The sequence below is a fragment of the Acidocella sp. genome (genome assembly GCF_050253495.1).
Taxonomy (GTDB): domain Bacteria; phylum Pseudomonadota; class Alphaproteobacteria; order Acetobacterales; family Acetobacteraceae; genus Acidocella.
This window is the reverse complement of sequence record NZ_JBFWIX010000007.1, coordinates 60049-82605: the sequence shown is the minus strand read 5'-3', so window position 1 is coordinate 82605 and position 22557 is coordinate 60049. Positions and strand designations below refer to the sequence as shown.

22 protein-coding genes are annotated in these 22557 nt (G+C 62.7%); 14 read left to right on the top strand and 8 right to left on the bottom strand.

Features of this window, described 5'->3' with window-relative positions; translation table 11 throughout:
* Positions 1–15: 15 nt before the first annotated feature.
* Entirely contained in the window at positions 16–1044 is a 1029-nt protein-coding gene (locus AB7D48_RS07665) for a diguanylate cyclase (RefSeq protein WP_427977287.1), read from the bottom strand.
* Between the two features lie 140 nt (positions 1045–1184).
* The gene (locus AB7D48_RS07660) at positions 1185–2654 is read right to left on the bottom strand and encodes a catalase (protein WP_427977284.1); all 1470 of its coding nucleotides are present in this window, start codon (positions 2652–2654) and stop codon (positions 1185–1187) included.
* 104 nt (positions 2655–2758) lie between these two features.
* Here AB7D48_RS07660 and AB7D48_RS07655 point away from each other — a divergent pair, with 104 nt between their 5' ends.
* Positions 2759–3670 carry a LysR substrate-binding domain-containing protein gene (locus AB7D48_RS07655; RefSeq protein WP_427977281.1) on the top strand — a complete coding sequence of 304 codons (912 nt, stop codon included), beginning with the start codon at positions 2759–2761 and terminating at the stop codon, positions 3668–3670.
* A gap of 50 nt (positions 3671–3720) precedes the next feature.
* Here the strand turns inward: AB7D48_RS07655 and AB7D48_RS07650 are convergent, their stop codons facing one another.
* The 3 genes from AB7D48_RS07650 to AB7D48_RS07640 are packed head-to-tail and all read right to left on the bottom strand — an operon-like array spanning position 3721 to position 5940.
* A complete protein-coding gene (locus AB7D48_RS07650) occupies positions 3721–4731 on the bottom strand; it encodes a zinc-binding alcohol dehydrogenase family protein (protein WP_427977279.1) in 1011 nt (336 codons plus the stop codon).
* 55 nt (positions 4732–4786) lie between these two features.
* Positions 4787–5491 carry a M48 family metallopeptidase gene (locus AB7D48_RS07645; RefSeq protein ID WP_427977276.1) on the bottom strand — a complete coding sequence of 235 codons (705 nt, stop codon included), beginning with the start codon at positions 5489–5491 and terminating at the stop codon, positions 4787–4789.
* Positions 5488–5940, bottom strand: a complete 453-nt coding sequence (locus AB7D48_RS07640) for a YcgN family cysteine cluster protein (RefSeq protein ID WP_427977437.1) — start codon at positions 5938–5940, stop codon at positions 5488–5490. The genes AB7D48_RS07645 and AB7D48_RS07640 overlap by 4 nt, the downstream gene beginning before the upstream one ends.
* Positions 5941–6068: 128 nt before the next feature.
* Here AB7D48_RS07640 and AB7D48_RS07635 point away from each other — a divergent pair, with 128 nt between their 5' ends.
* The 7 genes from AB7D48_RS07635 to AB7D48_RS07605 are packed head-to-tail and all read left to right on the top strand — an operon-like array spanning position 6069 to position 12587.
* A complete protein-coding gene (locus tag AB7D48_RS07635) occupies positions 6069–7019 on the top strand; it encodes a lytic murein transglycosylase (protein ID WP_427977274.1) in 951 nt (316 codons plus the stop codon).
* Entirely contained in the window at positions 7016–7885 is an 870-nt protein-coding gene (locus tag AB7D48_RS07630) for an RlpA-like double-psi beta-barrel domain-containing protein (protein WP_427977271.1), read from the top strand. Before AB7D48_RS07635 ends, AB7D48_RS07630 begins: the two co-directional genes overlap by 4 nt.
* A gap of 2 nt (positions 7886–7887) precedes the next feature.
* Entirely contained in the window at positions 7888–8517 is a 630-nt protein-coding gene (tmk, locus tag AB7D48_RS07625) for a dTMP kinase (RefSeq protein WP_427977269.1), read from the top strand.
* A complete protein-coding gene (locus AB7D48_RS07620; RefSeq protein ID WP_427977267.1) occupies positions 8514–9491 on the top strand; it encodes a DNA polymerase III subunit delta' in 978 nt (325 codons plus the stop codon). The genes tmk and AB7D48_RS07620 overlap by 4 nt, the downstream gene beginning before the upstream one ends.
* A complete protein-coding gene (metG, locus tag AB7D48_RS07615) occupies positions 9488–11023 on the top strand; it encodes a methionine--tRNA ligase (protein ID WP_427977264.1) in 1536 nt (511 codons plus the stop codon). Before AB7D48_RS07620 ends, metG begins: the two co-directional genes overlap by 4 nt.
* Positions 11023–11802, top strand: coding sequence for a TatD family hydrolase (locus AB7D48_RS07610; protein WP_427977261.1), 780 nt, complete (start codon positions 11023–11025; stop codon positions 11800–11802). Before metG ends, AB7D48_RS07610 begins: the two co-directional genes overlap by 1 nt.
* Positions 11799–12587, top strand: coding sequence for an MBL fold metallo-hydrolase (locus tag AB7D48_RS07605; protein ID WP_427977258.1), 789 nt, complete (start codon positions 11799–11801; stop codon positions 12585–12587). The genes AB7D48_RS07610 and AB7D48_RS07605 overlap by 4 nt, the downstream gene beginning before the upstream one ends.
* A gap of 52 nt (positions 12588–12639) precedes the next feature.
* On the opposite strand, the gene AB7D48_RS07600 is transcribed toward AB7D48_RS07605, so the two are convergent.
* Together AB7D48_RS07600 and AB7D48_RS07595 are read right to left on the bottom strand one after the other, a co-directional pair.
* On the bottom strand, positions 12640–14007 hold the full coding sequence (locus AB7D48_RS07600; RefSeq protein ID WP_427977256.1) for a Hint domain-containing protein: 1368 nt from the start codon (positions 14005–14007) through the stop codon (positions 12640–12642).
* A 445-nt stretch (positions 14008–14452) separates the two neighbouring features.
* Positions 14453–14806: an OmpA family protein gene (locus AB7D48_RS07595; protein ID WP_427977254.1), complete on the bottom strand. Its 354-nt coding sequence runs from the start codon at positions 14804–14806 to the stop codon at positions 14453–14455.
* A gap of 156 nt (positions 14807–14962) precedes the next feature.
* Here AB7D48_RS07595 and AB7D48_RS07590 point away from each other — a divergent pair, with 156 nt between their 5' ends.
* Genes AB7D48_RS07590 through topA form a run of 6 tightly spaced genes read left to right on the top strand, consistent with a single transcriptional unit; the run spans position 14963 to position 21940 of the window.
* Positions 14963–15886, top strand: coding sequence for an aspartate carbamoyltransferase catalytic subunit (locus tag AB7D48_RS07590; protein WP_427977251.1), 924 nt, complete (start codon positions 14963–14965; stop codon positions 15884–15886).
* Positions 15883–17154, top strand: coding sequence for a dihydroorotase (locus tag AB7D48_RS07585; protein ID WP_427977249.1), 1272 nt, complete (start codon positions 15883–15885; stop codon positions 17152–17154). The genes AB7D48_RS07590 and AB7D48_RS07585 overlap by 4 nt, the downstream gene beginning before the upstream one ends.
* Positions 17151–17744, top strand: a complete 594-nt coding sequence (gene plsY / locus AB7D48_RS07580; protein WP_427977247.1) for a glycerol-3-phosphate 1-O-acyltransferase PlsY — start codon at positions 17151–17153, stop codon at positions 17742–17744. The genes AB7D48_RS07585 and plsY overlap by 4 nt, the downstream gene beginning before the upstream one ends.
* Positions 17741–18115, top strand: a complete 375-nt coding sequence (locus tag AB7D48_RS07575; protein ID WP_427977246.1) for a hypothetical protein — start codon at positions 17741–17743, stop codon at positions 18113–18115. Before plsY ends, AB7D48_RS07575 begins: the two co-directional genes overlap by 4 nt.
* A complete protein-coding gene (gene dprA, locus AB7D48_RS07570) occupies positions 18108–19205 on the top strand; it encodes a DNA-processing protein DprA (RefSeq protein ID WP_427977244.1) in 1098 nt (365 codons plus the stop codon). Before AB7D48_RS07575 ends, dprA begins: the two co-directional genes overlap by 8 nt.
* A gap of 41 nt (positions 19206–19246) precedes the next feature.
* On the top strand, positions 19247–21940 hold the full coding sequence (topA, locus tag AB7D48_RS07565) for a type I DNA topoisomerase (RefSeq protein ID WP_427977242.1): 2694 nt from the start codon (positions 19247–19249) through the stop codon (positions 21938–21940).
* Positions 21941–21980: 40 nt separating this feature from the next.
* Here the strand turns inward: topA and AB7D48_RS07560 are convergent, their stop codons facing one another.
* A complete protein-coding gene (locus tag AB7D48_RS07560; RefSeq protein ID WP_427977239.1) occupies positions 21981–22553 on the bottom strand; it encodes a hypothetical protein in 573 nt (190 codons plus the stop codon).
* Positions 22554–22557: the final 4 nt, after the last annotated feature.

Genomic DNA, 22557 nt, shown 5'->3' with positions numbered 1-22557 from the left:
CCGCGAGCGGTGGGGCTAGAGCAGCACGTGCCCCACCTGGTTGCGCCCTTCATCCTTGATCTGATTCAGCACCCTGTCCGCCGCGCTGATCAGCAGCGCCGGCGTGGGCGATTGAGACTTGGCGCAGGCCACGCCGACGCTCACCGTGACTGGCATGGCCATGCCAGGAATCACCCGGCGCTCGATGGCCATGCGGATCCGCTCGGCCACGAGCTTGGAATCCAGTACGCCCGCGCGCAGCATCACCATGAAGGTGTCCCCGCCATAGCGGCCAGAAATATCCGTGTCGCGCAAGGAGTGGCGGATTTCCGCCGCGACCTCATGCAGCACGAAATCGCCCATTGCCACCCCCATGCTCTCGTTGATCGAGGCCAGGTGATCGACATCGATCAACAGCATGCTGAGCGATGAGCCCATGCTGGCGGCGGCGCATTCCAGATGCGCCAGTTCCATGATCGAGGCGCGGTTCCACATGCGGGTCAGTTCGTCGATGGTACCGCGCCGCTGCTGTGTGTCATGGGTCTGGATCAGCGTATCCTGGAAACTATTCTGGCCACGGCGGCTTAGCTCCCGTTCCACGATCACCGCCAGATCCTGCAATGTCTCCTGCTCGCTTCGGCTCAATTGCCGTGGCAGCGTGTCCATGACGCTCAACACGCCGACGGTGGAGCGTGTGCCGCTATGGAGAGGCTGGCCGGCATAAAAACGGATGAAAGGCGCGCTGCCGACCAGTGGATTGGCGGCAAAGCGCGCATCCGCCATCAGGTCCGGCACCACCATGGTATGATGCTCCTTGATGGTCTGGGCGCAGATGGACCACGACCGGTCGATATGCCCCACCGTGACCCCAAAGCTGGATTTGATCCATTGGGCGTCTTCCGTGATGAAGCTGATCATCGCCACGGGGGCTTGCAGCACCCGGGCCGTGAGTCTGGTGATACGATCGAAGCGTTCTTCCGCCGGGGTGTAGAGCAGCTTCAGCGCATGCAGATCCCGCAAGCGCTGAGCCTCGCCCAGGCTGAAATAACCATCCGCTGCGGACACACAAACCCCTGTCATTGAGGGTGATTTAGCACACAACCGTAAGCTGTAAGCAAGCTGATTACTGTACGCCCTTCAGTATAATTAACTCTTCGTTACGTGGTGCCGGGTGGCCGCCCTGGCTGCCCGGCACCGGGAAAGGGCTATTCGGCGGCCTTGGCCGCGCCGCCCGCCAGGGCCGCGCGCACGCCCGCCGCATAGGCCGGATCGACCTTGGCGAACTGCTCAAGCTGACGCTCGACGATGAACGCGGGCACGCCATCCATCGCCGCGGCGATATTGCCAAACAAGCGCTGCTTTTGCGCCGCGTCGAAGAGCTGGAAAAGCGCGCGGGGCTGGCTGTAATCGTCATTGTCCACGCGATGGTCATAACGCCCCGCCGCGCCGGAAATGGGCAGAGGCGGCTCTTTTTGAGACGGGTCCTCCTTGGGGCCGTTGAAGCTGTTCGGCTCGTAATAGGCATCGCCCACCTTGGGTGCGTCGAAACGCATGGCGCCGTCCATATGATAATGATGCACCGGGCATTTCGGCCGGTTGACCGGCAACGCCTCATAATGGGTGCCAACGCGGTAACGATGGGCATCGGCATAAGAGAAGATGCGGGCTTGCAGCATCTTGTCCGGAGAAAAGGAAATGCCGGGCACCACGTTCGAGGGTGAGAAGGATGCCTGCTCCACCTCGGCGAAATAATTCGCCGGATTACGGTTCAGTTCCAGAATACCGACATCGATGCAGGGATAATCCGCGTGCGGCCAGATTTTCGTGAGGTCGAAGGGATCGTAGGAGGTTTTGCCCGCCTCGGATTCGGGCATGATCTGCACCTGCATCTTCCAGCGCGGGAAGGTCTTCGCCTCGATGGCGTTGTACAAATCGCGCTGGGAGCTTTCGCGGTCTCCGGCCACCACCTGGGCGGCTTCCTCATTGGTCCAGAATTCATGACCCTGCATGGTCTTGAAATGGAACTTCACCCAGAACCGCTCATTGCGCGCATTGATGAGGCTATAAGTATGCGAACCATACCCGTTCATGTGGCGATAGCCGCGCGGTAATCCGCGATCGGACATCAAGATGGTGACCTGGTGCAGGCTTTCCGGGCTCAGGGACCAGAAATCCCACATCGCGGTGTTGGAGCGCAGGTTGGTGACGGGGTGGCGCTTCTGGGTATGGATGAAATCGGGGAATTTCAGCGCGTCGCGGACAAAGAAAACCGGCGTGTTGTTGCCGACCAGGTCCCAATTGCCTTCCTCGGTGTAGAATTTCATGGCGAAACCGCGCACATCCCGTTCGGCGTCGGCGGCGCCGCGTTCGCCCGCCACGGTGGAAAAGCGCAGCAGCAACTCAGTCTCGGCACCGGGCCGCAGAACCTTCGCCTTGGTGTATTGTGAAATATCGCCGGTGATGGTGAGCCTGCCATAGGCGGCCGAGCCCTTGGCGTGGACCACGCGCTCGGGAATCCGCTCGCGGTTCTGATGCGCTAGTTTTTCCAGCAACTGGAAGTCCTGCAGGAGCACGGGGCCGTGCGCTCCCGCGGTTTCGGAGTTCTGATTATCCGCAACCGGCATGCCGCCGGTCGTGGTCAGGCGGGCCGGGGTTTTAGGGTTTTCATAAGTCATGTGGCTGCTCCTTTCGTTGTGAAGCGAGACTGAGCCAGACGAAATAATAGGTATAGTCGATTTTAATTATTTTCTTGAAAGGTAAAACCTATTAAAAAGCCCCGATGGCTCTGAAACCTCTGGCGGGAACGTCGCTCCGTGACTTGGAATATGTGGAGGCGGTTGCCGAACTCAAGCATTTTGGCAAGGCGGCGGCGCGCTGCAATGTCAGTCAGCCGGCACTTTCCGAACAGGTCCAGAAACTTGAAGGACGCCTCGGCGTGACGATTTTCGAGCGCGGGCGCCGCCAAGTGTCGCTGACACAAGCCGGCGAACGGATCGTGGAGCAAATCGGGTTGGTTTTGTCGGCGGCACGGGATTTATTCGCGCTTGGCGCGCATGGCGATGTCTTGAGCGGAGCGCTGCGGATCGGCGCCATCGAAACGCTGGGGCCTTATTACCTGCCATTTCTGCTGCAATTGCTGAAGGCGGAAAAGCCGGAGCTGGACCCCCGCCTGGGAGAGGGACGCACGGCGGCGCTGGCCGAGGGGCTGCGCCATGGGCGCTTCGATGCCATCATCACGGCTGGTCCCGATATGCCGGGCATGGCCAGTCAGCCGCTTTTCTTCGAACCTTTTTTGCTGGCGGTGCCGCCAGGGCATGGCTTGGCGCGGCGCGGGCGGATCGACCTAAAGCAACTGCCCTTGGGTGAATTGCTGCTGCTGGAAGAAGGGCATTGTCTGCGCGACCAGGCGCTGGCCCTGTGCGGCGCCGCGCCAAGGGCCATGCGTCATTCCACCAGCCTGGAAACGCTTTGGCACATGGTGGCGGCGGGGGAGGGGATTTCACTTCTGCCCGCCCTGGCGCTGGCGGCGCGGCCGGATTTGCGCGCCAGGGTCAGCGTGCGTGGCCTTGAGGAGGATGCCGGGCGCTGGCTGAGCTTGAGCTGGCGCATTTCCGACCCGCGCGAGGCGCGTTTTCGCGAACTGGCCGCGTTGCTGAGCGCGCATCCACCGCCTGGGCTGACAAATTCTTAAGGACGCCATGAACGGAGGGGGCGCTGGGAAGCGCCCCCTCCGCGTTGTTTTTAAAACCCTTCCAGCACGATCTTGCCGACAGTGTTGCCGCCCTCCAGCGCCGCATGGGCGCGGATCAGGTTGGCGGCGTTGATGGGGCCGTAATTCTCGGTCATCGTCGTTTTCAGCGTGCCGTTATCGACGAGATGCGCGATGGCCTCCAGCGTGCGGTGTTGAATGCTCATGTTGGGCGTATGCAAAATGCCGCGCGTGAACACATATTCCGTATGCAGCGTGGCGCTCTTGCGGATCAGCGGTGAGACGTTGAGTTCCCCGGCATTGGATTCGATGATGCCGACGGCCCCTTCCGGGGCCAGCAGATCGACGAGCTTGTGGAAATGCTGCTTCACGTGCGCCACGCACAGAATATGCCCGGGCGGTGTCAGCCCCGCCTGGAGGATCTGCGCGCCGAGATCGTGGTGATGATTTACGATATGATGCGCGCCGAGGGAGCGGCACCATTCCGCCGTATCGGGGCGGGAGGCGGTGGCGATCACCGTCATGTCGGTGAGCTGAGAGGCAAACTGGATGGCCATGGACCCCACACCGCCGCCAGCACCCACCACCAGCAGCGTGCCGCCATGGGGCTGGTCACGCGGGATGCGGAAACGCTCAAACAGCATTTCCCAGGCGGTCAGCGCGGTCAGGGGCAGGGCGGCGGCGGCGGCGAAGCTCAGGGTCTTTGGCTTATGGCCGGCAATGCGGTCATCCACCAGATGAAACTCGGCATTGGTGCCTGGCCGGTCTGGAACACCAGCGTAAAACACTTCATCGCCCACCGAAAAATTCTGCACTTCCGGGCCGATGGCGCGCACGATGCCAGCGGCATCGAACCCCAGCACACGCGGTTCTCCCAGAGGCTCGTTGGATTGACGGATCTTGGTGTCGACCGGATTGACCGAAACGGCCTTGACCTCGACCAGAAGGTCGTGATGCCGGGGCACGGGCACGGGCAAATCAATGTCTTCGAGCGCGTTCGGCTCGGTGATGGGGCGGGAATGGGTAAAGGCAACGGCTTTCATCGAAGGTCTTTCACTTTGGGGTGATCGGCTATCTGTAAGGTATGATTGGCATGGATCAGCCGATGCGCAACAGGCCCGTGCCCTCGCTAGCCAGCCATGCGGTGGCGGCAAGCCTGTGCGGGGTAAGCTGCTCAGTCAGAAGCCAGAATTGCGGTCCGTGATTCATATGCCGCAGATGGGCCACCTCGTGCGCCACCACATAATCCTGCACGAAATCAGGGGCGCAGACCAGCCGCCAGCAAAAGGCCAGCGTGCCATCCGGCGCGCAACTGCCCCAGCGCGAGCGTGTGTCCTTGATACGCACTGTCTTGGGATGCAGGGCCGCGCGCTGGGCGGTGAGGACCGCCATGGCGGTCAGGCGCTGGCGGGCCAGACGCTTCAGGCAATCGGCCACCCGCCGGGCGAGGAATTCCGGCTGTCCCGTCACGAAGATTTTTTCGTTTTCGATCCAGGCGCCGCCACGACCGCTCTGGAGATGCACGATCTCGTGCGGTTGCCCCCGCACGGGCACCATGGCGCCCGGGCGCAGCGCCAGGGGGTGGGGCAGGGCCTCCAGCTTCTCATTCACCCATTCCTCATGGGCGTGCAGCAGCGCCAGCCCGGCCCGGCGCGAAGCTCGTGGGGGCAGGGTGATCACCACCCCCTGGGCCGGATCGATCCTGAGCGAAACCCGCCTGGCCCGCGATGAGCGCCTGAAGGCCACCGCCACCAAGGCCCCCCGCACGGGCACCATTTCCGTGGTCAAGGGCTCGGTGCTCATGCCGGGCGGCGGCGGGGCATCCGGCCCGGCCAATCCATGATGTGATGTTCAAGCGGCCCGGCCTGGCGTTCATCGACACAGCGCCCCGCCACGGAGGCTCCCGCCTCCACCACGCTTTCAGCCCGGCCGCTGCGCAACGGGTGCCAGGGGGGCAGATCCTTACCCTCGCGCAGCAGCCGGTAGGCACAGCTCGGTGGCAGCCAGTCCATCTTCTCCAGGCGCCTGGGGGTGAGCTTCACGCAATCGGGCACCTTGGTCTTGCGATTGGGATAATCCCGGCACCGGGCGGTTTTGAGGTCCAGCAGGCGGCAAGCGACATTGGTGAAGGAAATTTCATCAGTCTCATCGTCGCGCAGCTTGTGCAGGCAGCAGCGCCCGCACCCATCGCAGAGCGATTCCCACTCCGCCCGGCTCATCTCCGTCAATGCCTTGGTGCGCCAGAATCCCATGTTTACAGCATAGCCGAGCTTGGTGTTCCGCGCCATGGCGGGCGGAACATGACAAGTTGGTTGAGCGCCCGCTGGCCCCGTTGCGGCGGCGCGGGCGGGCATGGCAGGATCGGCCCATGTTAAGACGCATGATGTTGGCTGGTCTGGGCGGCGCCCTGGCTTTGCCCCGGGCAAGCTGGGCGGCGCAAAGCTTTCCGGCGTTTCTGGCGCAATTGCGGGCCCGGGCCCGCTCGGCGGGGATTCCCGCTTCCGTGGTGCAGGCGACCACGGCGAATCTGGTGCCCAACCAGAAAGTGCTGAAACTGGACCATCATCAGCCGGAATTCACCCTCACCTGGTCGCAATATTCCAGCCGCGTGCTGAGCCAGACGCGCATCGACACCGGCCAGCGGAAATACCAGAGCACGAGCAGCCTGCTGGCGGCCGTGACCAGCCGTTTTGGCGTTTCCGCCCCGGTGATGCTCGGCATTTGGGGGTTGGAGACGAATTTCGGCGCCAATCAGGGCGATTTCAACGTGATCGATGCGCTGACCACCCTGGCCTGGGACCGGCAAAGCCATTATTTCGGTACCGAAGCCATCAAGGCGATGAAGATCGTGGCGATGGGCGATGCGCCGGTCTCGAATTTGCTCGGCTCCTATGCGGGGGCCATGGGGCAGCCGCAATTCATGCCCAGTACCTATCTCACCACGGCGGTGAGCTTTTCAGGGCATGGCGCGCCGGATATTTGGCATTCCGATGCCGACTCGCTGGCTTCCATGGCCAATTATCTCGCCAAGGCAGGCTGGCACGATGGCGAGCCGTCCTCGGAAGCGGTGCTGGCCCCCGGCGGTCTCAATCCCAAGCTTACCGGGCGCAAGGAAGTGAAGACCATCGGATACTGGGAAAAGCTTGGTGTGCAGCGCCTGCCGGGAGCGGCGCGGCTTTCCTCCGCCACGCCCGCGGCCCTGCTGCTGCCTGATGGCGCAGGCGGGCAAGCGTTTTTGGTGTATCAGAATTTCAACGTCATTCGGCGCTATAACCCGTCCGATTTTTACGCGCTGGCCGTCGGCGCGCTCGGGCGGGCGATTCTGTCATGACCAGCCGGCTCCTCCTGGGGCTATGCACAATTCTGGCGGGGTGCGTGCCGCATACCCCGCCGCCATCCCCAGGGCCGGTCACCTATACGATCGGCAACCCCTATCAAGTGGGGGGGGAATGGCGCTACCCGCGCGACTTCAACAGTTACGATGTCACCGGGCTGGGGGTCGTCATCCGGCATGGCGATGGTGCCTACACCGCCGATAACGAGCTTTACGATCCAAACGGGCTGATGGCCGCCAGCCCCGTATTGCCGCTGCCCAGCATCGTGACCGTCACCAATCTGGTCAATGGTTATTCTGTGCGGGTGCGGGTGAATGAGCGGGGGCCGAACATTCCCGGCCGCGTCATCGCGGTGACGCCGCATGTCGCCAAGCTGCTGAACTTTCCATCCGGCGGGGTGGTGGAGGTGGCTGTGAAGCTCGACACCCAGGCCAGCGCCGCCCTGCAGGCCACGCTTGGAGCCGGCCCCAAGCTGACCGCGGCGCCGGTGGCTGGCATCACCGCGCAATCGCTGGCACCACCGGGCAGCGGCGGCGCCAGCGGTGCCGTGCGGCAACTTCTCACCAGCGATAACGCGGCGGGGACGAATGACGGGCCACGACTTTCCGGCCAGGTCACGACAACCGCTCCCACGCCAGGCCCGCTCTGGGTCCAGGTTTCCGGCTTTGGCAGCGAGGGGGACGCCGCCCGGACCATGGCGCGGCTTTATGGTCTTCCAGCACGGCTGGTGCCGGTATTTGGCGGCGATCGCACGCTTTGGGCCGTGAATGTCGGGCCTTACCATTCCGTCGAGGCGGCGGACCAGGGATTGCGGCAAGTGCTGCGGATGGGCATCGCCGATCCTGAAATCATCGTGCGGTAACGATGTCGTCCACGGGCGGGTTGTTCATCACGCTGGAGGGCGGGGAAGGGGCTGGCAAATCCACCGCAGCCGCCGGGCTGGCCGCGCGGTTGCGCGCGGAGGGACAGGAGGTGTTGCTCACCCGCGAGCCGGGTGGCACCAAGGGCGCGGAGGCGATCCGCGGCGTGCTGCTGGACCAGGATCTGCCTCTCGACCCGCTGGCCCAAACCATGCTGCATTTCGCCGCCAGGGCGGACCATGTGGCACATTCCATTCGCCCGGCGCTGGCGCGTGGCGCCACCGTCATTTGCGACCGGTTTTATGATTCCACCATGGCCTACCAGTCCTACGGCCAGGGGGTGGCGCTTGCCGATGTGCGCGCCTTGATCCGGTTGATCGGGCTGACGCCGGACATCACTTTTCTGCTGGAACTGCCCGAGGAAGACGCCAGGCGCCGGCTTGCCGCCCGGGCCCGTGGCACGGACCGGTACGAGGAGATGGGGGAGGCTTTTTTCACCCGCGTGCAAAAAGGCTTCGCCGCCATGGCGGCGGCCGAGCCGGGGCGTTTCGTGAAGATCGATGCCAGCCCGCCGCCCGGTCTGGTGGTGGACGCGCTATGCCAGGCGCTGCGCGGCAGGACAGGGCGCCGGTGAACCTCGAACCACGCTCCAATCCATTTTTCCGTGGGCATGAGGGGGCCGTTGCCTCCCTGCTGCACGCCGTGCGCTCAGGGCGGTTGCATCATGGTTGGCTGTTGGCCGGGCCGCCCGGCATCGGCAAGGCCACGCTCGCTTACCGTTTCGGGCGTTGGCTGCTGGCGGGAGGACAGACGGACGATCTCTCCATTCCCGAAACCGCCGGCGTGTTCCGCCGCGTGGCCGCCGGCACGCACCCGGATTTTTTCACGGTCGAACGCCGCGTCAACGCCAAGACTGAGAAGCTGCAAAGCGAGATCGTCATCGCCACCATCCAGGAAGCCAGCGCTTTCATGCGTCTGACCCCCGCCGAAGGGGGCTGGCGCGTGGTGGTGGTGGATGGGGCCGAGGATATGAATCCCAACGCCGCCAATGCGCTTTTGAAACTGCTGGAGGAGCCGCCGCCCCGTGCCATTTTGCTGCTGGTGAGCGCCGCGCCCGGCAGGCTTTTGCCCACCATACGCAGCCGTTGCCGGGTGCTGCCCATGTCCCCCCTGCCGGACGAAACCATGCGGGCCTTGCTGGCGGATTACGCGCCGGAGCTGGACCAGCCCGCCCAGGCGCGGCTGATCGAACTGTCCGAGGGGAGTATCGGCAATGCGCTGAGCCTGGCCGAGGGCGATGGCGTGGCCCTGGCCGCCCTGGTGGATGAGGTTCTGGACGCCCCGGTGAAGCCCGCCCGGGCCCAGGCAATTGCCGACAAGGTTGCCCGCACGGTGGAGGGGGTGGACAAATTCGATCTGTTTTTCTCGCTTTTGCGCGCGCGGCTTGCCGCCCGCACCCGCGCCCAGGCCAGGGCGGGGGGAGCAAATCTTGGTCATAATGTCACGCTCTGGCAGGATTTTGGAAAACTGGAGCGCGAGGTGTTAGGACTGAACTTGGATAAGCGCGCCGCCATCCTCGTGGCGCTGGAACAGTTGCATAGGTCATGAGCAAGACGAAGTTTTATATCACCACGCCGATCTATTACGTGAACGGCGCGCCGCATCTCGGTCACGCCTATACCTCCACCGCGGCCGATGTCCTCGCCCGCTGGCACCGGCTGGAGGGGGACGACGTGTTTTTTCTCACCGGCACGGACGAGCATGGCCAGAAGGTGGAAAGCGCTGCCCGCGCCGCGGGCATCGCGCCTCAGGAATTCGCTGATCGCGTCTCGGCCGATTTCCGGGACATGGCACGGGCCATGAACATCTCCAACGATGATTTCATTCGCACCACCGAAGCGCGCCACAAGGCTTCCTGCCAAGCGATCTGGACCAAGCTTCAGGAAAACGGATTCATTTATCTCGGCGCTTATGAAGGCTGGTACGCGGTGCGCGACGAAGCCTTTTACGATGAGAGTGAAACCGCGCTGAAGCCGGATGGCACGCGCTATGCCGTGGCCTCCGGGGCGGCGGTGGAATGGGTGGTGGAGCCCAGCTATTTCTTCAAGCTGAGCGCCTTTCAGGACAGGCTGCTTGATTATTACAAGGCCAACCCGGGTTTTATCGCGCCCACGGCCAAGCGTAACGAAATCCTCTCCTTTGTGCGCTCCGGCCTGAACGATCTTTCCATCTCCCGCACCAGCTTCTCCTGGGGCATTCCGGTGCCGGGCGATGAGAAGCATGTGATGTATGTCTGGCTGGACGCGCTGGTGAACTACATTACCGCCGCCGGCTATCCGGACGAAACCGCCCCCCGCTGGGATTATTGGCCCGCCAGCCTGCATCTGGTCGGCAAGGAGATTATCCGCTTTCATTCCGTCTATTGGCCCGCTTTTCTGATGGGGGCCGGTCTGCCCTTGCCGAAGAAGGTGTTCTCCCATGGCTGGTGGACGGTCGAGGGCGAGAAAATGTCCAAATCGCTCGGCAATTTTATCGATGTCCGGCCCTTGGTACAGGAATTCGGGCTCGACCAGATCCGGTATTTCATTCTGCGTGAAGTGCCCTTCGGCAATGACGGCGATTTCTCCCGCCGCTCCCTCATCGGGCGGATCAATTCCGATCTTGCCAATGGCATTGGCAATCTGGCGCAACGCACACTCTCCTTCATCGGCAAAAACGCCGGTGGCGCCGTGCCTCCCAAGGGAGTCTCGCAGGAGGCCGACGAAGCGCTGATTGCCCAGGCCAATGCCCTGCCTGGGAAGATACGCGCGGCGATGGATAAGCTCGCCTTTCATGAGGCGTTGGACGAGGCTTGGCGTGTGATCCGCGCGGCCGATGGCTATATCGACGCGCAAGCCCCCTGGAGCCTGCGTAAAACCGACACGGCCCGGATGAACAGCGTGCTTTATACACTGTGCGAGGTGTTGCGCGTGCTGGGAGTGGCGTTGCAACCCTTCATGCCTGAGACGATGGGCAAATTGCTGGATTATCTGGCACTTGGCGAGGAACGCTCCCTGGCCGTGCTGAACGCCCCGCTGGTTGAGGGCACCAAGCTGCCCACGCCCTCCGGCTTGTTTCCGCGCGTGGTCGAGGCGGCGTGATGCTGATCGATTCCCATTGCCATCTCGATTATTTCAACAAGCCCGGCGAGCAGGCTGACATCATCGGCCGCGCCGTTGAGGCCGGGATCGAGGAGATGGTGACCATCGGCGTCACGCTGAAACAGAGCCAGGAGATTTTGGCGATCGCCGAGCGGTTTGAGAATATTTGGGCCTGTGTTGGCGTTCACCCCAACCATGCGGCGGATGTGCTGCCGGTGGTGGAGCCGGAAATCCTGGCAAGGCTGGCCGCGCACCCCAAGGTGATCGGCATTGGCGAATCGGGCCTGGATTATTTCTACGACAATGCCCCCAAAGATGTGCAAGAGTTGAATTTCCGCGCCAATATCCGCGCCGCGCGGCTGGCGGGCCTGCCGATTTGCATTCATGCCCGCGACGCGGACGCGGACATTGCCCGCATATTGCGCGAGGAGCGGGCAGGGGGGCATTTCGAGTTTCTGCTGCATTGTTTCTCCTCCACCCGCCAACTGGCGGAGGAGGCGATGGAATTGGGAGGGTATTTCTCCTTCTCCGGTATTCTGACCTTTCCCAAGAGCGAAAGCGTGCGTGAAATCGCCGCCATCGTGCCGGAAGACAGGATTTTGGTGGAAACGGACAGCCCTTATCTTGCTCCCGTCCCGTATCGGGGCAAGCGCAATGAACCGGCTTATACCGCCCATACAGCCGCCAAGTTGGCCGAGGTGAGGGGGCTTTCCCCAGAGGCGTTGGCGGATCTGACCACCCGTAATTTTCGGACCCTCTTCAAGAAGGCCGCGCAATGAAAATCACCCTGCTGGGCACTGGCGGCTCAGCCGGACTGCCACAGATCGGAGGAGCCGATGGGCGCGGCGACTGGGGAAAAACCGACCCCAACGAGCCACGGAACCGGCGCTCTCGCGCCAGTATCGTTATCCATGCCGATCATGGGCGGAATATTCTCGTCGATACCGGGCCGGATCTGCGCTACCAACTGACGGGCTGCGGCATTGGAAGGATCGACGCGGTTCTCTACACCCATGCCCATGCCGACCATGTGGCGGGGCTGGACGATGTACGCATCCTCAACCGCATTCTTGGCACCCCCATGCCCGCTTATGCCACGGAAGAGGTCTGGGAAGAGCTGCGGCAACGCTTCGCCTATGCCTTCAAGCCCTGGAATGGCGGGTTTTTCGGCCGTCCCGTGCTGGAGCGCAATGAGATCGTGCCTGGCAAAGTCTTCGATATTGCCGGAACGGATATTCTGCCGCTCGACCAGGACCATGGCTATTCTCGGTCCCTGGGCTTGCGGATTGACGATCTGGCCTATTGTACCGATGTGGTGCGCTTCGATAAGGAAGCGCTGGCGGCGTTGCGCGGTATCCGGATTTTCATAGTGGATTGCTTTACCCCCGCCAGCGACCATCCGACCCATGCGGGGCTGGCCACGGTTCTTGCCTGGGTGGAGGCATTGCGGCCGCAAAGAACCATCCTGACCCATATGGGACCGGCCATGGATTACCGCACGCTCACCGACACATTGCCCCGGGGCATCGAGCCTGGCTATGACGGCATGGAGATTTTGGTCTGAAAAAGGCGCCGCGGCCAGAAGACCGCGACGCCTGAGAGCGCGGCGCGTGAAATCACGCCGCCGCGAGGGAGCCATTCTCCAGCTTTGCCCGCAAGGCGCGCGGCAGTTGCCGCGCGGATTTCACGCGCGGATAGACCATTTCCGGTTTTGTGGGCATGTCTCCGAAGATCGCCGCGTGTTCGAGCCAATTATCGAAAGCCATGCGTTCGACATGGTCGATGAAAGTCTCCGCCGAAACACCTTCGGCCAGGATCAACTGGTGCTCATCGACCTCGACATGGTAATAGACGAAATTTTCCGTGATGCCGCTTTCACGCGAAATGGTCGTGCCATTGACCAGGGCACCGGCATTGGCCAGCACATCCCCGACAAGCAGAGCGTGATCCGGTGAGAGCAGCAAATCGCGCATGGGCAATCCTTCTCCCAACGCTCCGGCGCGAATGCGCACGGGCAGAACACGCAGCGGGTCCGCGAAGCGTGGCGAAACGCTGCGCCGGCCAACCCAGCGCACGGGCAGAGCATGGCCATCGGAGGTCAGAATCAGGTCGCCGATGCACAAGCGATCGACAGGTTTTCCGCCCTCCGGCGTGGCGATGAGCGTGCCGGCCCAAAAGCAAGGAACGATGGCGCTTTCGACATCGAGCGTGACATTGACGCCAGAGCCTGAACTGTCCTGCGTGACCGTCAACGGCCCGGTTTCGCCCGCCACATAAGTGCCCGCGGTGAGGGTGGTGCCGGCAACCGTGACCGAGCCGATCTCTGTCGTTTGCGATGTATCGCTGTACAGCGTGATGGTTTGCGAGGAACCGCTGGTGGTGATCTTGTAGGATTCCACATCGCTGGACAGATCCTCGAATTCGATCTTGGACGTGGCGCTGGTGAATCCGTTGATCGTGAGGTCTGAAAGATCCAGAACAGAGCCGCCCGCATTGGCGATGAAGGTACCACCCCCCGTGGTGAAATTGATGGTGGTGCCGTTAAGGACTGAAATGAGGCCAGAGCCGTTGGTGAAGGTTCCGCCATCACCGATATTGACGGTGCTGCTTCCCAAAAGACCAGCCGCCAGGCCGCTGCTGAGCGTCAGGCTGCCGCCATAAACATCGTAGGTCGGGGCGGAGAGCGCGCTTGCCACGGAGGTAATGGTGGCCTCGCCGCCGATATAAATCGTCGGCGCACTCGCGACGCTGGCCACAAAGGCAATATCGACGGAAATACCTGGCACGATGACGTAGGTGCTTGAATTCAGAGCACCGATCGACAGCTCGGAACCATCCGTGGTGATGATGTTGGCATTGCTTACGGAAGCAATCGAATCGATTTGCGTGCCCAAAGGGCTTTGGATTGAAACTGAACTTGTGAGCGTTCCCGCCGTAACGACATAATAAACACCACTGTCACTCGGACCGTAAGTCGTAGCCATATAGCTGCTCCTTCCGTGAACGTTAACCAAAACGAAACATATAAACCCCAGGCCAGACCGAGATGTTGCCGTTTATTGTTGCAATCTCGGTCCTTAACACTCCCGCAACAAGATCAGCCCACAAACCATACAACCTGCAAGCGAAAAAATATTAACATTTTGTTACAAATGTGCTGAGAGGCTTTGTCTTCTCGGGATTTTCAGTCCCCAGGATCTGGCCGATACCACCTGAAATAGATGTTTTGGTTTCAAATTTCAGTGGATTATCACGGCGACGGTCCTGGTTTGTCCGTGTTTCTAGTTGTCTGTTTCGCGTGGATGATGAAGGCGCCCTGGCGTGAGGGGGTGGCTGGCCTGAAACGCCTATCCCATATCGTTACTTTCCATAATATAGATTCTGCGATTTTTGGATGAAAGATGAAGGCGGCCATTGGCCGCCCTCCGACTATTCCCCACCGATCTGGATCAGCACACGGCGGTCGCCCTGGACGGGTGTGCCCGGCGCGTCGTGCGAAGGCGCGATCATGCCGGTGGCATGAATATGCAGCCGCTCTTGCGCCACGCCGTCCGCCGCCAGCTGGTCGGCCACCACCTGGGCTCTGGTCTCGGACAGATATTTGTTCGCCAGCTTGCTTCCCACGCTGTCGGCCGCGCCGATGACGACCACCGCCGCGCCAGGCTGAGCGTTCGCGGCCTTTGCCGCCGTGGAGATGGCATTGAGCGCCGGCTGGTCGAGGGCCGCCGAAAAAGGCTGGAAAAAGACCGGGGTCGCGGGTGGCGGCGCGCTTGGCGGCGCCATCGAGGCACATCCGCCTAGGCTAGCCAACATACTGACGATAAGAAATTTTTTCATTGAGCCCCCGATTATGACGTGGCGTATCTTGTCCGCACCCCCGGCAAAAAATCAACAGCCGCATTTCCCGGCGCGCTGAATTATGGTGTAAGGCGGCTCGCCATGGCGTCGTTGAAACATTTGCTCGGAATCGAGGGGCTGGATCCAGCCTCCGTCACCAATCTGCTGGATCTGGCGGAGAGCTATGCCCTCCTTAACCGCTCCGGTAAAACCCAGCGCGACAGCTTGCGCGGCCGTACCCTCATCAATCTCTTCTTCGAGGACAGCACCCGCACCCGCACCAGTTTCGAACTGGCAGGCAGGCGCCTTGGCGCCGATGTGGTGAATATGTCCGTCGCCACGTCTTCCGTCACCAAGGGCGAGACGCTGCTGGACACCGCCGCCACCCTGAACGCGATGAATTGCGATCTGCTGGTGGTGCGCCATAAAAGCTCCGGCGCGCCCGCCCTGCTGGCGCAGAAAGTCGGTGCCTCGGTCATCAATGCCGGCGACGGCACGCATGAACACCCCACCCAGGCATTGCTGGATGCCCTCACCATCCGCCGCAACAAGGGCCGCATTTCCGGCCTCACCGTGGCCATTTGCGGGGACATCGCCCATTCCCGCGTCGCCCGCTCCAATATCCTGCTGCTGACGATGATGGGCAATTTCGTCCGTCTCATCGGCCCCCCTACCCTCCTGCCCGGCTCCATCGGCGTGAACGGCGTGGAGATTTTCCACGATATGGAGGAAGGATTGAAGGGTGCGGACATCGTGATGATGCTGCGCCTGCAGAAAGAACGCATGACGGGCGGGCTGGTGCCATCCTCGCGCGAGTTCTTTACCTATTACGGGTTGGACCGCAAGAAGCTGACCTTCGCCAAACCGGATGCCCTGGTGATGCATCCAGGCCCGATGAACCGTGGTGTGGAGATCGACAGCGAGGTCGCGGACGACACCACTCGCTCTCTCATCAAGGAACAGGTGGAAATGGGTGTGGCCGTCCGCATGGCGGTGCTGGAAACCTGTGCGCGGAGCAACTATTGATTACTTTATTCCGTAAAATCAAATATCTGGACTACTCAGCCGAAAGCTTACATGAAGGTGAGCTGCTGGTCAGGGATGGCAAGATCGCTGATTTCGGCGCCGGTCTGGGCACGCCCGAGGGGGCTGAGATCGTCGAGGCCGAAGGGGCCGTGCTCTGCCCTGGCCTGGTGGATATGCGCGCCGCCATCGGCGAGCCTGGTTTTGAGTATCGCGAGACCATCGCGAGCGCCGCGGAAGCGGCGGCCGCAGGCGGCATCACCACCATCGCCGTATTGCCAGAAACCAACCCGGTGATCGACGACCCCGCCTTGGTTCGGTTTCTGCGCGCCAGGGGGGAGGAAACCGGCAGCGTCTCCCTGCTGCCCTATGCCGCCGCCACGCGCGGGCTTGAGGGTAAGGAACTGGCCGAATATGGCCTGCTGCAGGCCGCCGGCGCCGTGGCCTTTACCGATGGCGGCAAGCCTATCGCCTCCTCCCGGCTGATGCGTCTGGCCCTCTCATACGCATCCGGCTTTGGCGCGCGGGTTGTCCAGCACCCGGAAGATGCGGAACTGGCCCGTGGCGGCGCCGCCACCGCCGGTCCCCGCGCCACCTGGATGGGCCTGCCGCAAGTTCCCGCCGCGGCCGAGGCCATCGGCGTCGCCCGCGACATCCGCTTGGCTGAACTCACCGGCGGAGCCGTGCATTTCGCCCATGTCACCACCGCCGAGGCGCTGGATCTCATCCGCCGCGCCAAGGATAAGGGGCTGAAGATCACCTGCGACACCGCCCCCCCTTATTTCGACCTCAACGAGACCTCGATCGGCGGTTACCGTACCTATGCCAAGCTCTCTCCGCCGCTGCGGGTGGAAGCGGACCGCCTGGCCGTGGTCGCGGCGTTGAAGGATGGCACGATCGACGCCATTGCCTCGGACCATCAGCCACGCGACCCGGACGATAAACGCCTGCCCTTCGCGGATGCCGCGCCGGGCGGCTGCGGCCTTGCCACCTTGCTCGGCGTCACGCTGGCGCGGGTGCAGAATGGCGATCTCTCCTTGCCCCTGGCGCTTGCCTTGCTGACCGCCAAGCCCGCCGCCTGGCTCGGGATCGAGGCTGGGGTCATCGCCAAGGGCCGCCCCGCCGATCTCTGTCTTTTCGATCCCGAAAAATCCTGGCAGGTTCAGGCCGGGAAGCTTCCAGGCAAGGCGCAGAACACGCCCTTCGACGGGCGGGCGCTGGAAGGCGTGGTGCTGGGCACCTGGAAAGCCGGACGGAGGGTTTACGGGTGATCGGGTTTTATCTTGCCGTCGCCGTTTTTGGTTATCTGATGGGCAGCGTGCCTTATGGGCTGCTGCTCACCCGTCTTGCCGGGCTGGGGGACATACGCGCCATCGGCTCCGGCAATATCGGCGCCACCAATGTGCTGCGCACCGGCAACAAGACACTCGCCGCCGCCACCTTGCTGTTGGATGGGCTGAAGGGCTTCGCCGCGGTGCTGGTGGTGAAACTCGCCTTTCACCACGGCGTGCTGGTCGCCGGGCTGGCGGCGGTGCTGGGCCATCTCTTTCCCTTGTGGCTTGGTTTCAAGGGCGGCAAGGGGGTCGCCACTGGGCTGGGGGTGTTTTTCGGCATCGCGTGGCCGCTGGGAGCACTGTGCTGCGCGGTTTGGCTGCTGGCGGCGTTCACGCTGCGCTATTCCTCGCTGTCCGCCCTGGCCGCCTACGCGGTTGCCCCGATTGCCGCCTTGTTCATGAACGGCCCCTTGGCGGCGGAGGCGACCCTGATCATCGCGGCGCTGGTCTATTGGAAGCACAAATCCAATATCAAGCGGCTGCTGGCTGGGCAGGAACCCCGAATTGGCCAGAGGGCGGCGGTATGAGGACGGCGGCGCTGCTGGTGCTCTGGCTTCTCGGCGCCGCACCGGCCCTGGCGTTAAGCCATTTGCAGGCAAACCGTATCCGCTTGTTCAATCCTGGCCAGTGCGCCAAGCCCACCGGGCCGCTCTGGATCACTATCGGCACGGGCCAGCCCGCGCCGGGGTTCATCAATGTGAATCCCCCCGGCTTCGATGAAATCGGCGCGCTGGTCAGCGGTGCCGTGCCTGGTACGCCAGAGGCGACGCTCGCCGGGCAAACCCCAACCTGCGGTGTGATCGCCAGCTTCTATGAAAACGCCACCCCTGTCGGGGCCTGGGTGGTGCCAGCGGATAAGCTGCCGCAATTGCTGTCCATCCTGAGGCTCAATGGCTGAGCCCGTGCTGGGATTTCTGCGCCTGGCACGGACGCAAAGCGTGGGCCCCGTCACATATCGGCGTTTGCTGGCGCGTTTTCCCAGCCCCGAAGAGGCGCTGGCCGCCCTGCCCGCCTTGGCCAAGTCCGGCGGTCGCGCCACGCCGCCACGCATTCCGCCCATGGCCGAGATTGAACGTGAGTATCTGGCCGTCAGCCGCATGGGAGGCGTTTTTCTCTTTCTGGACCAACCCGGCTACCCGGACTATCTGGCCGAACTGCCGGATGCCCCGCCCGCCATCGCCGTGCTGGGCGATGCTGACCTGCTCGCGGCCCGTTCCATCGGCATCGTCGGGGCGCGCAACGCTTCGGCCAATGGCATGCGCCTGGCCGCGCATCTGGCCGCCGAACTGGCGCCGCGTCTCATCGTCGTTTCCGGCCTGGCGCGGGGAATCGACACAGCCGCGCATGAGGGGGCCCTGCGCGGCGGGCGGACCATCGCCGTGATCGCGGGGGGGCTGGACATGCCCTATCCGGAAGATAATGCGGACCTTCAGCGCCGCATCGCCGAAAATGGCGCCGTGGTGGCGGAAGCGCCACTGGGCACAGCCCCCATCGGCCGGCATTTTCCCAAGCGCAACCGCATCATCGCCGGATTGACGCTCGGGCTGGTGGTGCTGGAGGCCGCCACCCGCTCCGGCTCGCTGCTTACCGCGCGTCTGGCGGCCGAGGCGGGGCGAGAGATCTTTGCCGTCCCCGGCTCTCCCCTGGACCCGAGGGCACGCGGGGGCAACGATCTTATCCGCCAAGGCGCGCACCTGACCGAAACCGCCGACGATGTGCTGGCGAACCTGCCCGCGCGGCCTTTAGCGCGTGGGTTCGCCGAGCCGCCGCCGCTTTGGGAGGAGACACCCACCCCCGACACGGACCTGTCTCGCGCTCGGCGCGAAATCCCGGCATTGCTCAGTCCCGAACCCGTCGGAGTTGACGAGATCGCCCGGCGCTGCCAACTCTCGCTCACAGCAATAAGGGCTGTCATCCTGGAACTTGAACTGGCGGGGCGCGTGGAAAGCCTTGCTGGGGACAGGGTGGCTCTGCCTGAAGACCCCTGAGCCGCCGGCGCGGCTTGAAGACGAATGAATGGAACGGCTCGTTGACTGATATCGTCGTCGTCGAATCTCCCTCAAAAGCCAAGACGATCAATAAATACCTCGGAGATTCCTATAAGGTTCTGGCCAGTTTCGGGCATGTGCGGGATCTGCCGCCCAAGGATGGCTCCGTCCGCCCGGACGAGGATTTCGCCATGGACTGGCAGGCCGATGATCGCGGCGCCAAGCAGCTCAGCGAGATCGCCAAGGCTCTCAAGGGGGCGTCGACTCTCTACCTCGCCACCGACCCCGACCGCGAGGGCGAGGCGATTTCATGGCATGTGCAAACCGCCTTGTTGGAACGCAACGCGTTAAAAGGCGTCCATGTCAAACGTGTCACCTTCAATGAGATCACCAAGAGCGCCGTCAAGCATGCCATGGCGCATCCGCGTGACCTCGACACCCCTCTGATCGAGGCTTATCTCGCTCGCCGCGCCTTGGATTATCTGGTCGGCTTCACCCTCTCGCCCGTGCTCTGGCGCAAGCTGCCCGGCTCCAAATCGGCCGGACGCGTGCAATCCGTGGCGCTGCGCCTCATCTGCGAGCGCGAGGCGGAAATCGAGATCTTCAAGGCGCGTGAATATTGGACGGTGGAAGCTTCCATGCTCACCCCCACCGGCGCGCCCTACCCTGCCCGCCTCACCCATTACCAGGGCAAGAAGCTCGAACAATTCGACCTGCCCGACGCAACCCGGGCGAGAGAAGCGAAAAAAGCCGTGCAGGCGGGAACGTTCAACGTTGCCTCGGTCGAGAAAAAACGCACCCGCCGCTCACCGCCGCCGCCATTCATCACCTCCACCTTGCAGCAGGAGGCCAGCCGCAAGCTCGGTTTTTCCTCGCAGCAGACCATGCGCCTCGCCCAACAGCTTTACGAGGGTGTGGAGATTGGCGGCGATACGGTCGGTCTCATCACCTATATGCGAACCGATGGCGTGCAGCTGGCGCAAGAAGCCGTCGCCTCCATGCGCAAGCAGATCCAGGCGGAATTTGGCGACAAATATCTGCCCGTCGCGCCGCGCATCTACCAAAGCAAGGCAAAGAACGCGCAGGAGGCACATGAAGCCATCCGCCCGACCGATATTTCGCTAAAGTCTGAAAAAATTGCCCGCATGCTCAATGCCGAGCAGGCAAAGCTCTATGAGCTGATCTATAAACGCGCCCTCGCCTGCCAAATGTCCCCCGCCGAATTGGACCAGACCGCCGTGGACCTGACCGACGGCAAGGGCCAGACCCTGCGCGCCACGGGTTCGGTTCTGGCCTTCGATGGCTTCCTGAAACTCTATAAGGAAGATCAGGACGATCCGTCCGACACGGATGAGGACAGCCGCATCCTGCCGCCGATCGCCAAGGGGGACCCCGCCGGGACGCGCGAGGTAAGCGCTACGCAGCATTTCACCCAACCGCCGCCGCGCTATTCCGAGGCCTCGCTGGTGAAGAAGATGGAGGAGTTGGGCATTGGCCGGCCTTCCACCTATGCCTCCATCCTGTCCGTGCTGCGGGACCGAAATTATGTGAAGCTCGAGGCGCGGCGTTTTGTGCCGGAGGATCGCGGCAGGCTCGTCACGGCTTTCCTGGTCAGTTTCTTCGCCCGCTACGTCGATACCGGTTTCACCGCCAATCTTGAGGAAGAGCTGGATCAAATCGCCGAGGGCAACGCCAATTGGCGGGAGATCCTGCGTGCTTTCTGGGACGATTTTTCCGCCGCGATCGCGCAGACGAAGGATCTGAAGATCTCGGATGTGATCGATGCGCTGGATCAGGATCTGGGCCCGCATTTCTTCCCGGCACGGGAGGACGGATCCGATCCGCGCGCCTGCCCCGCCTGCGGAAATGGAAGGCTGGGCTTGAAGCTGGGACGTTTCGGCAGCTTCATCGGCTGCTCGAATTACCCCACCTGCCAATATACCCGCAAACTCGCCGTCGAGGGCGGCGAGACAGAAGATGATGCCTTAAAGGATGGCATGCGGGTGCTTGGTCAGCACCCGCAAACGGCCGAGACTATCACGCTCCGCCGCGGCCCCTATGGTCTCTATGTCCAGCAGGGCGAGCCGGATCCCGAGGACAAGAAGGCCAAGCCAAAACGCGCCTCCCTGGCGCGTGGCATGGATGGCGCCAGCCTCACGCTGGAGGAAGCGCTGGGGCTGCTGTCCCTGCCTCGCCTGGTCGGGCTGCACCCGGAAACCGGTCAAAAAATCGAGGCGAATATTGGGCGTTTCGGCCCCTATGTAAAAATGGGCGCGCTTTACGCCTCGCTGGACCGGGACGACAACGTGCTGCATCTCGGCTTCAACCGGGCCATGGATCTCATCGCCAAGAAGCAGGACTCCATCAAGACGCTCGGCGCGCATCCCAAGGACGGTGCGGACGTGCTGGTTCGCAAGGGACGTTTCGGCCCCTATGCGCAATGGGGCAACATGGTCGCCAACCTGCCAAAGGGCACGGAGATGGGAGCGGTCAGCCTGGACGAAGCCGTGGCGCTGCTGGCTGAAAAAGGCAAGATGCTCGCGCCGCGTGGCAAGAAAGGCGCCAAGGCCAAAAGCTCGACCAAAAAGACAGCGGCGGTGAAAACGGCCAAACCGGCCGCCAAGAAAGAAACCGCCAAACCCGCGAGCAAGGCCCCCGCCAAAAAAGCAGCGGTCAAGAAAACCGCTGCTGAAAAAACCGCGAGCAGGAAAACAGCGTCAAAAAAATCAGCCTAGAACGGAATCCGCGCTGACCGCGCGATGCTCCTGGACCCGTTCAGCCACGCGTTTTGACCCGGCGCGACGTATGACGAACCCGGGCGGGAGTGGCCTTGGGAGCGGTCTTGGCCACGGGGGGCGAAGAGGGTGCTGGCTTGGCCTGCGTAACGGGTTCCGCCTTGGCCTTCGGCTCGGCTTTCGCAACCGGTTCGGGCGGTTTGACGGTGGCCTTGGCGGGCTCTTGCGGCTTGGCGGCGGGAGCTTCCACAGGTTTATCATGGGCGCGCCTGATTTCCAGCATTTCCCCGGCTTCGTTGAAGCAGGTGCGGATTTCATCCGAAACCTCATGTATCAGCGCGCCGAGATGCTCGATCTCCTGACGGGCATGTTCACTCAGATGTTCTCCATCCACCGCGTCCCAATGCAGCATATTGACGCGGTTGAGCATGAATTCCTGGCTGAACCGCAATTGCGCGCGCGCCGCCGCCGCGAGGCCTTGAACGATTCGTTCCTGAGCTTGCAACAGCATGAAGGCGCGCGATTGCCATTGGCGGATGAATTCGTCGGGATTAAATGGTCCTCCGGACAGATCAAAACCGGAATCCATTTTGTGATGATGAAGCTGATTCATGTCA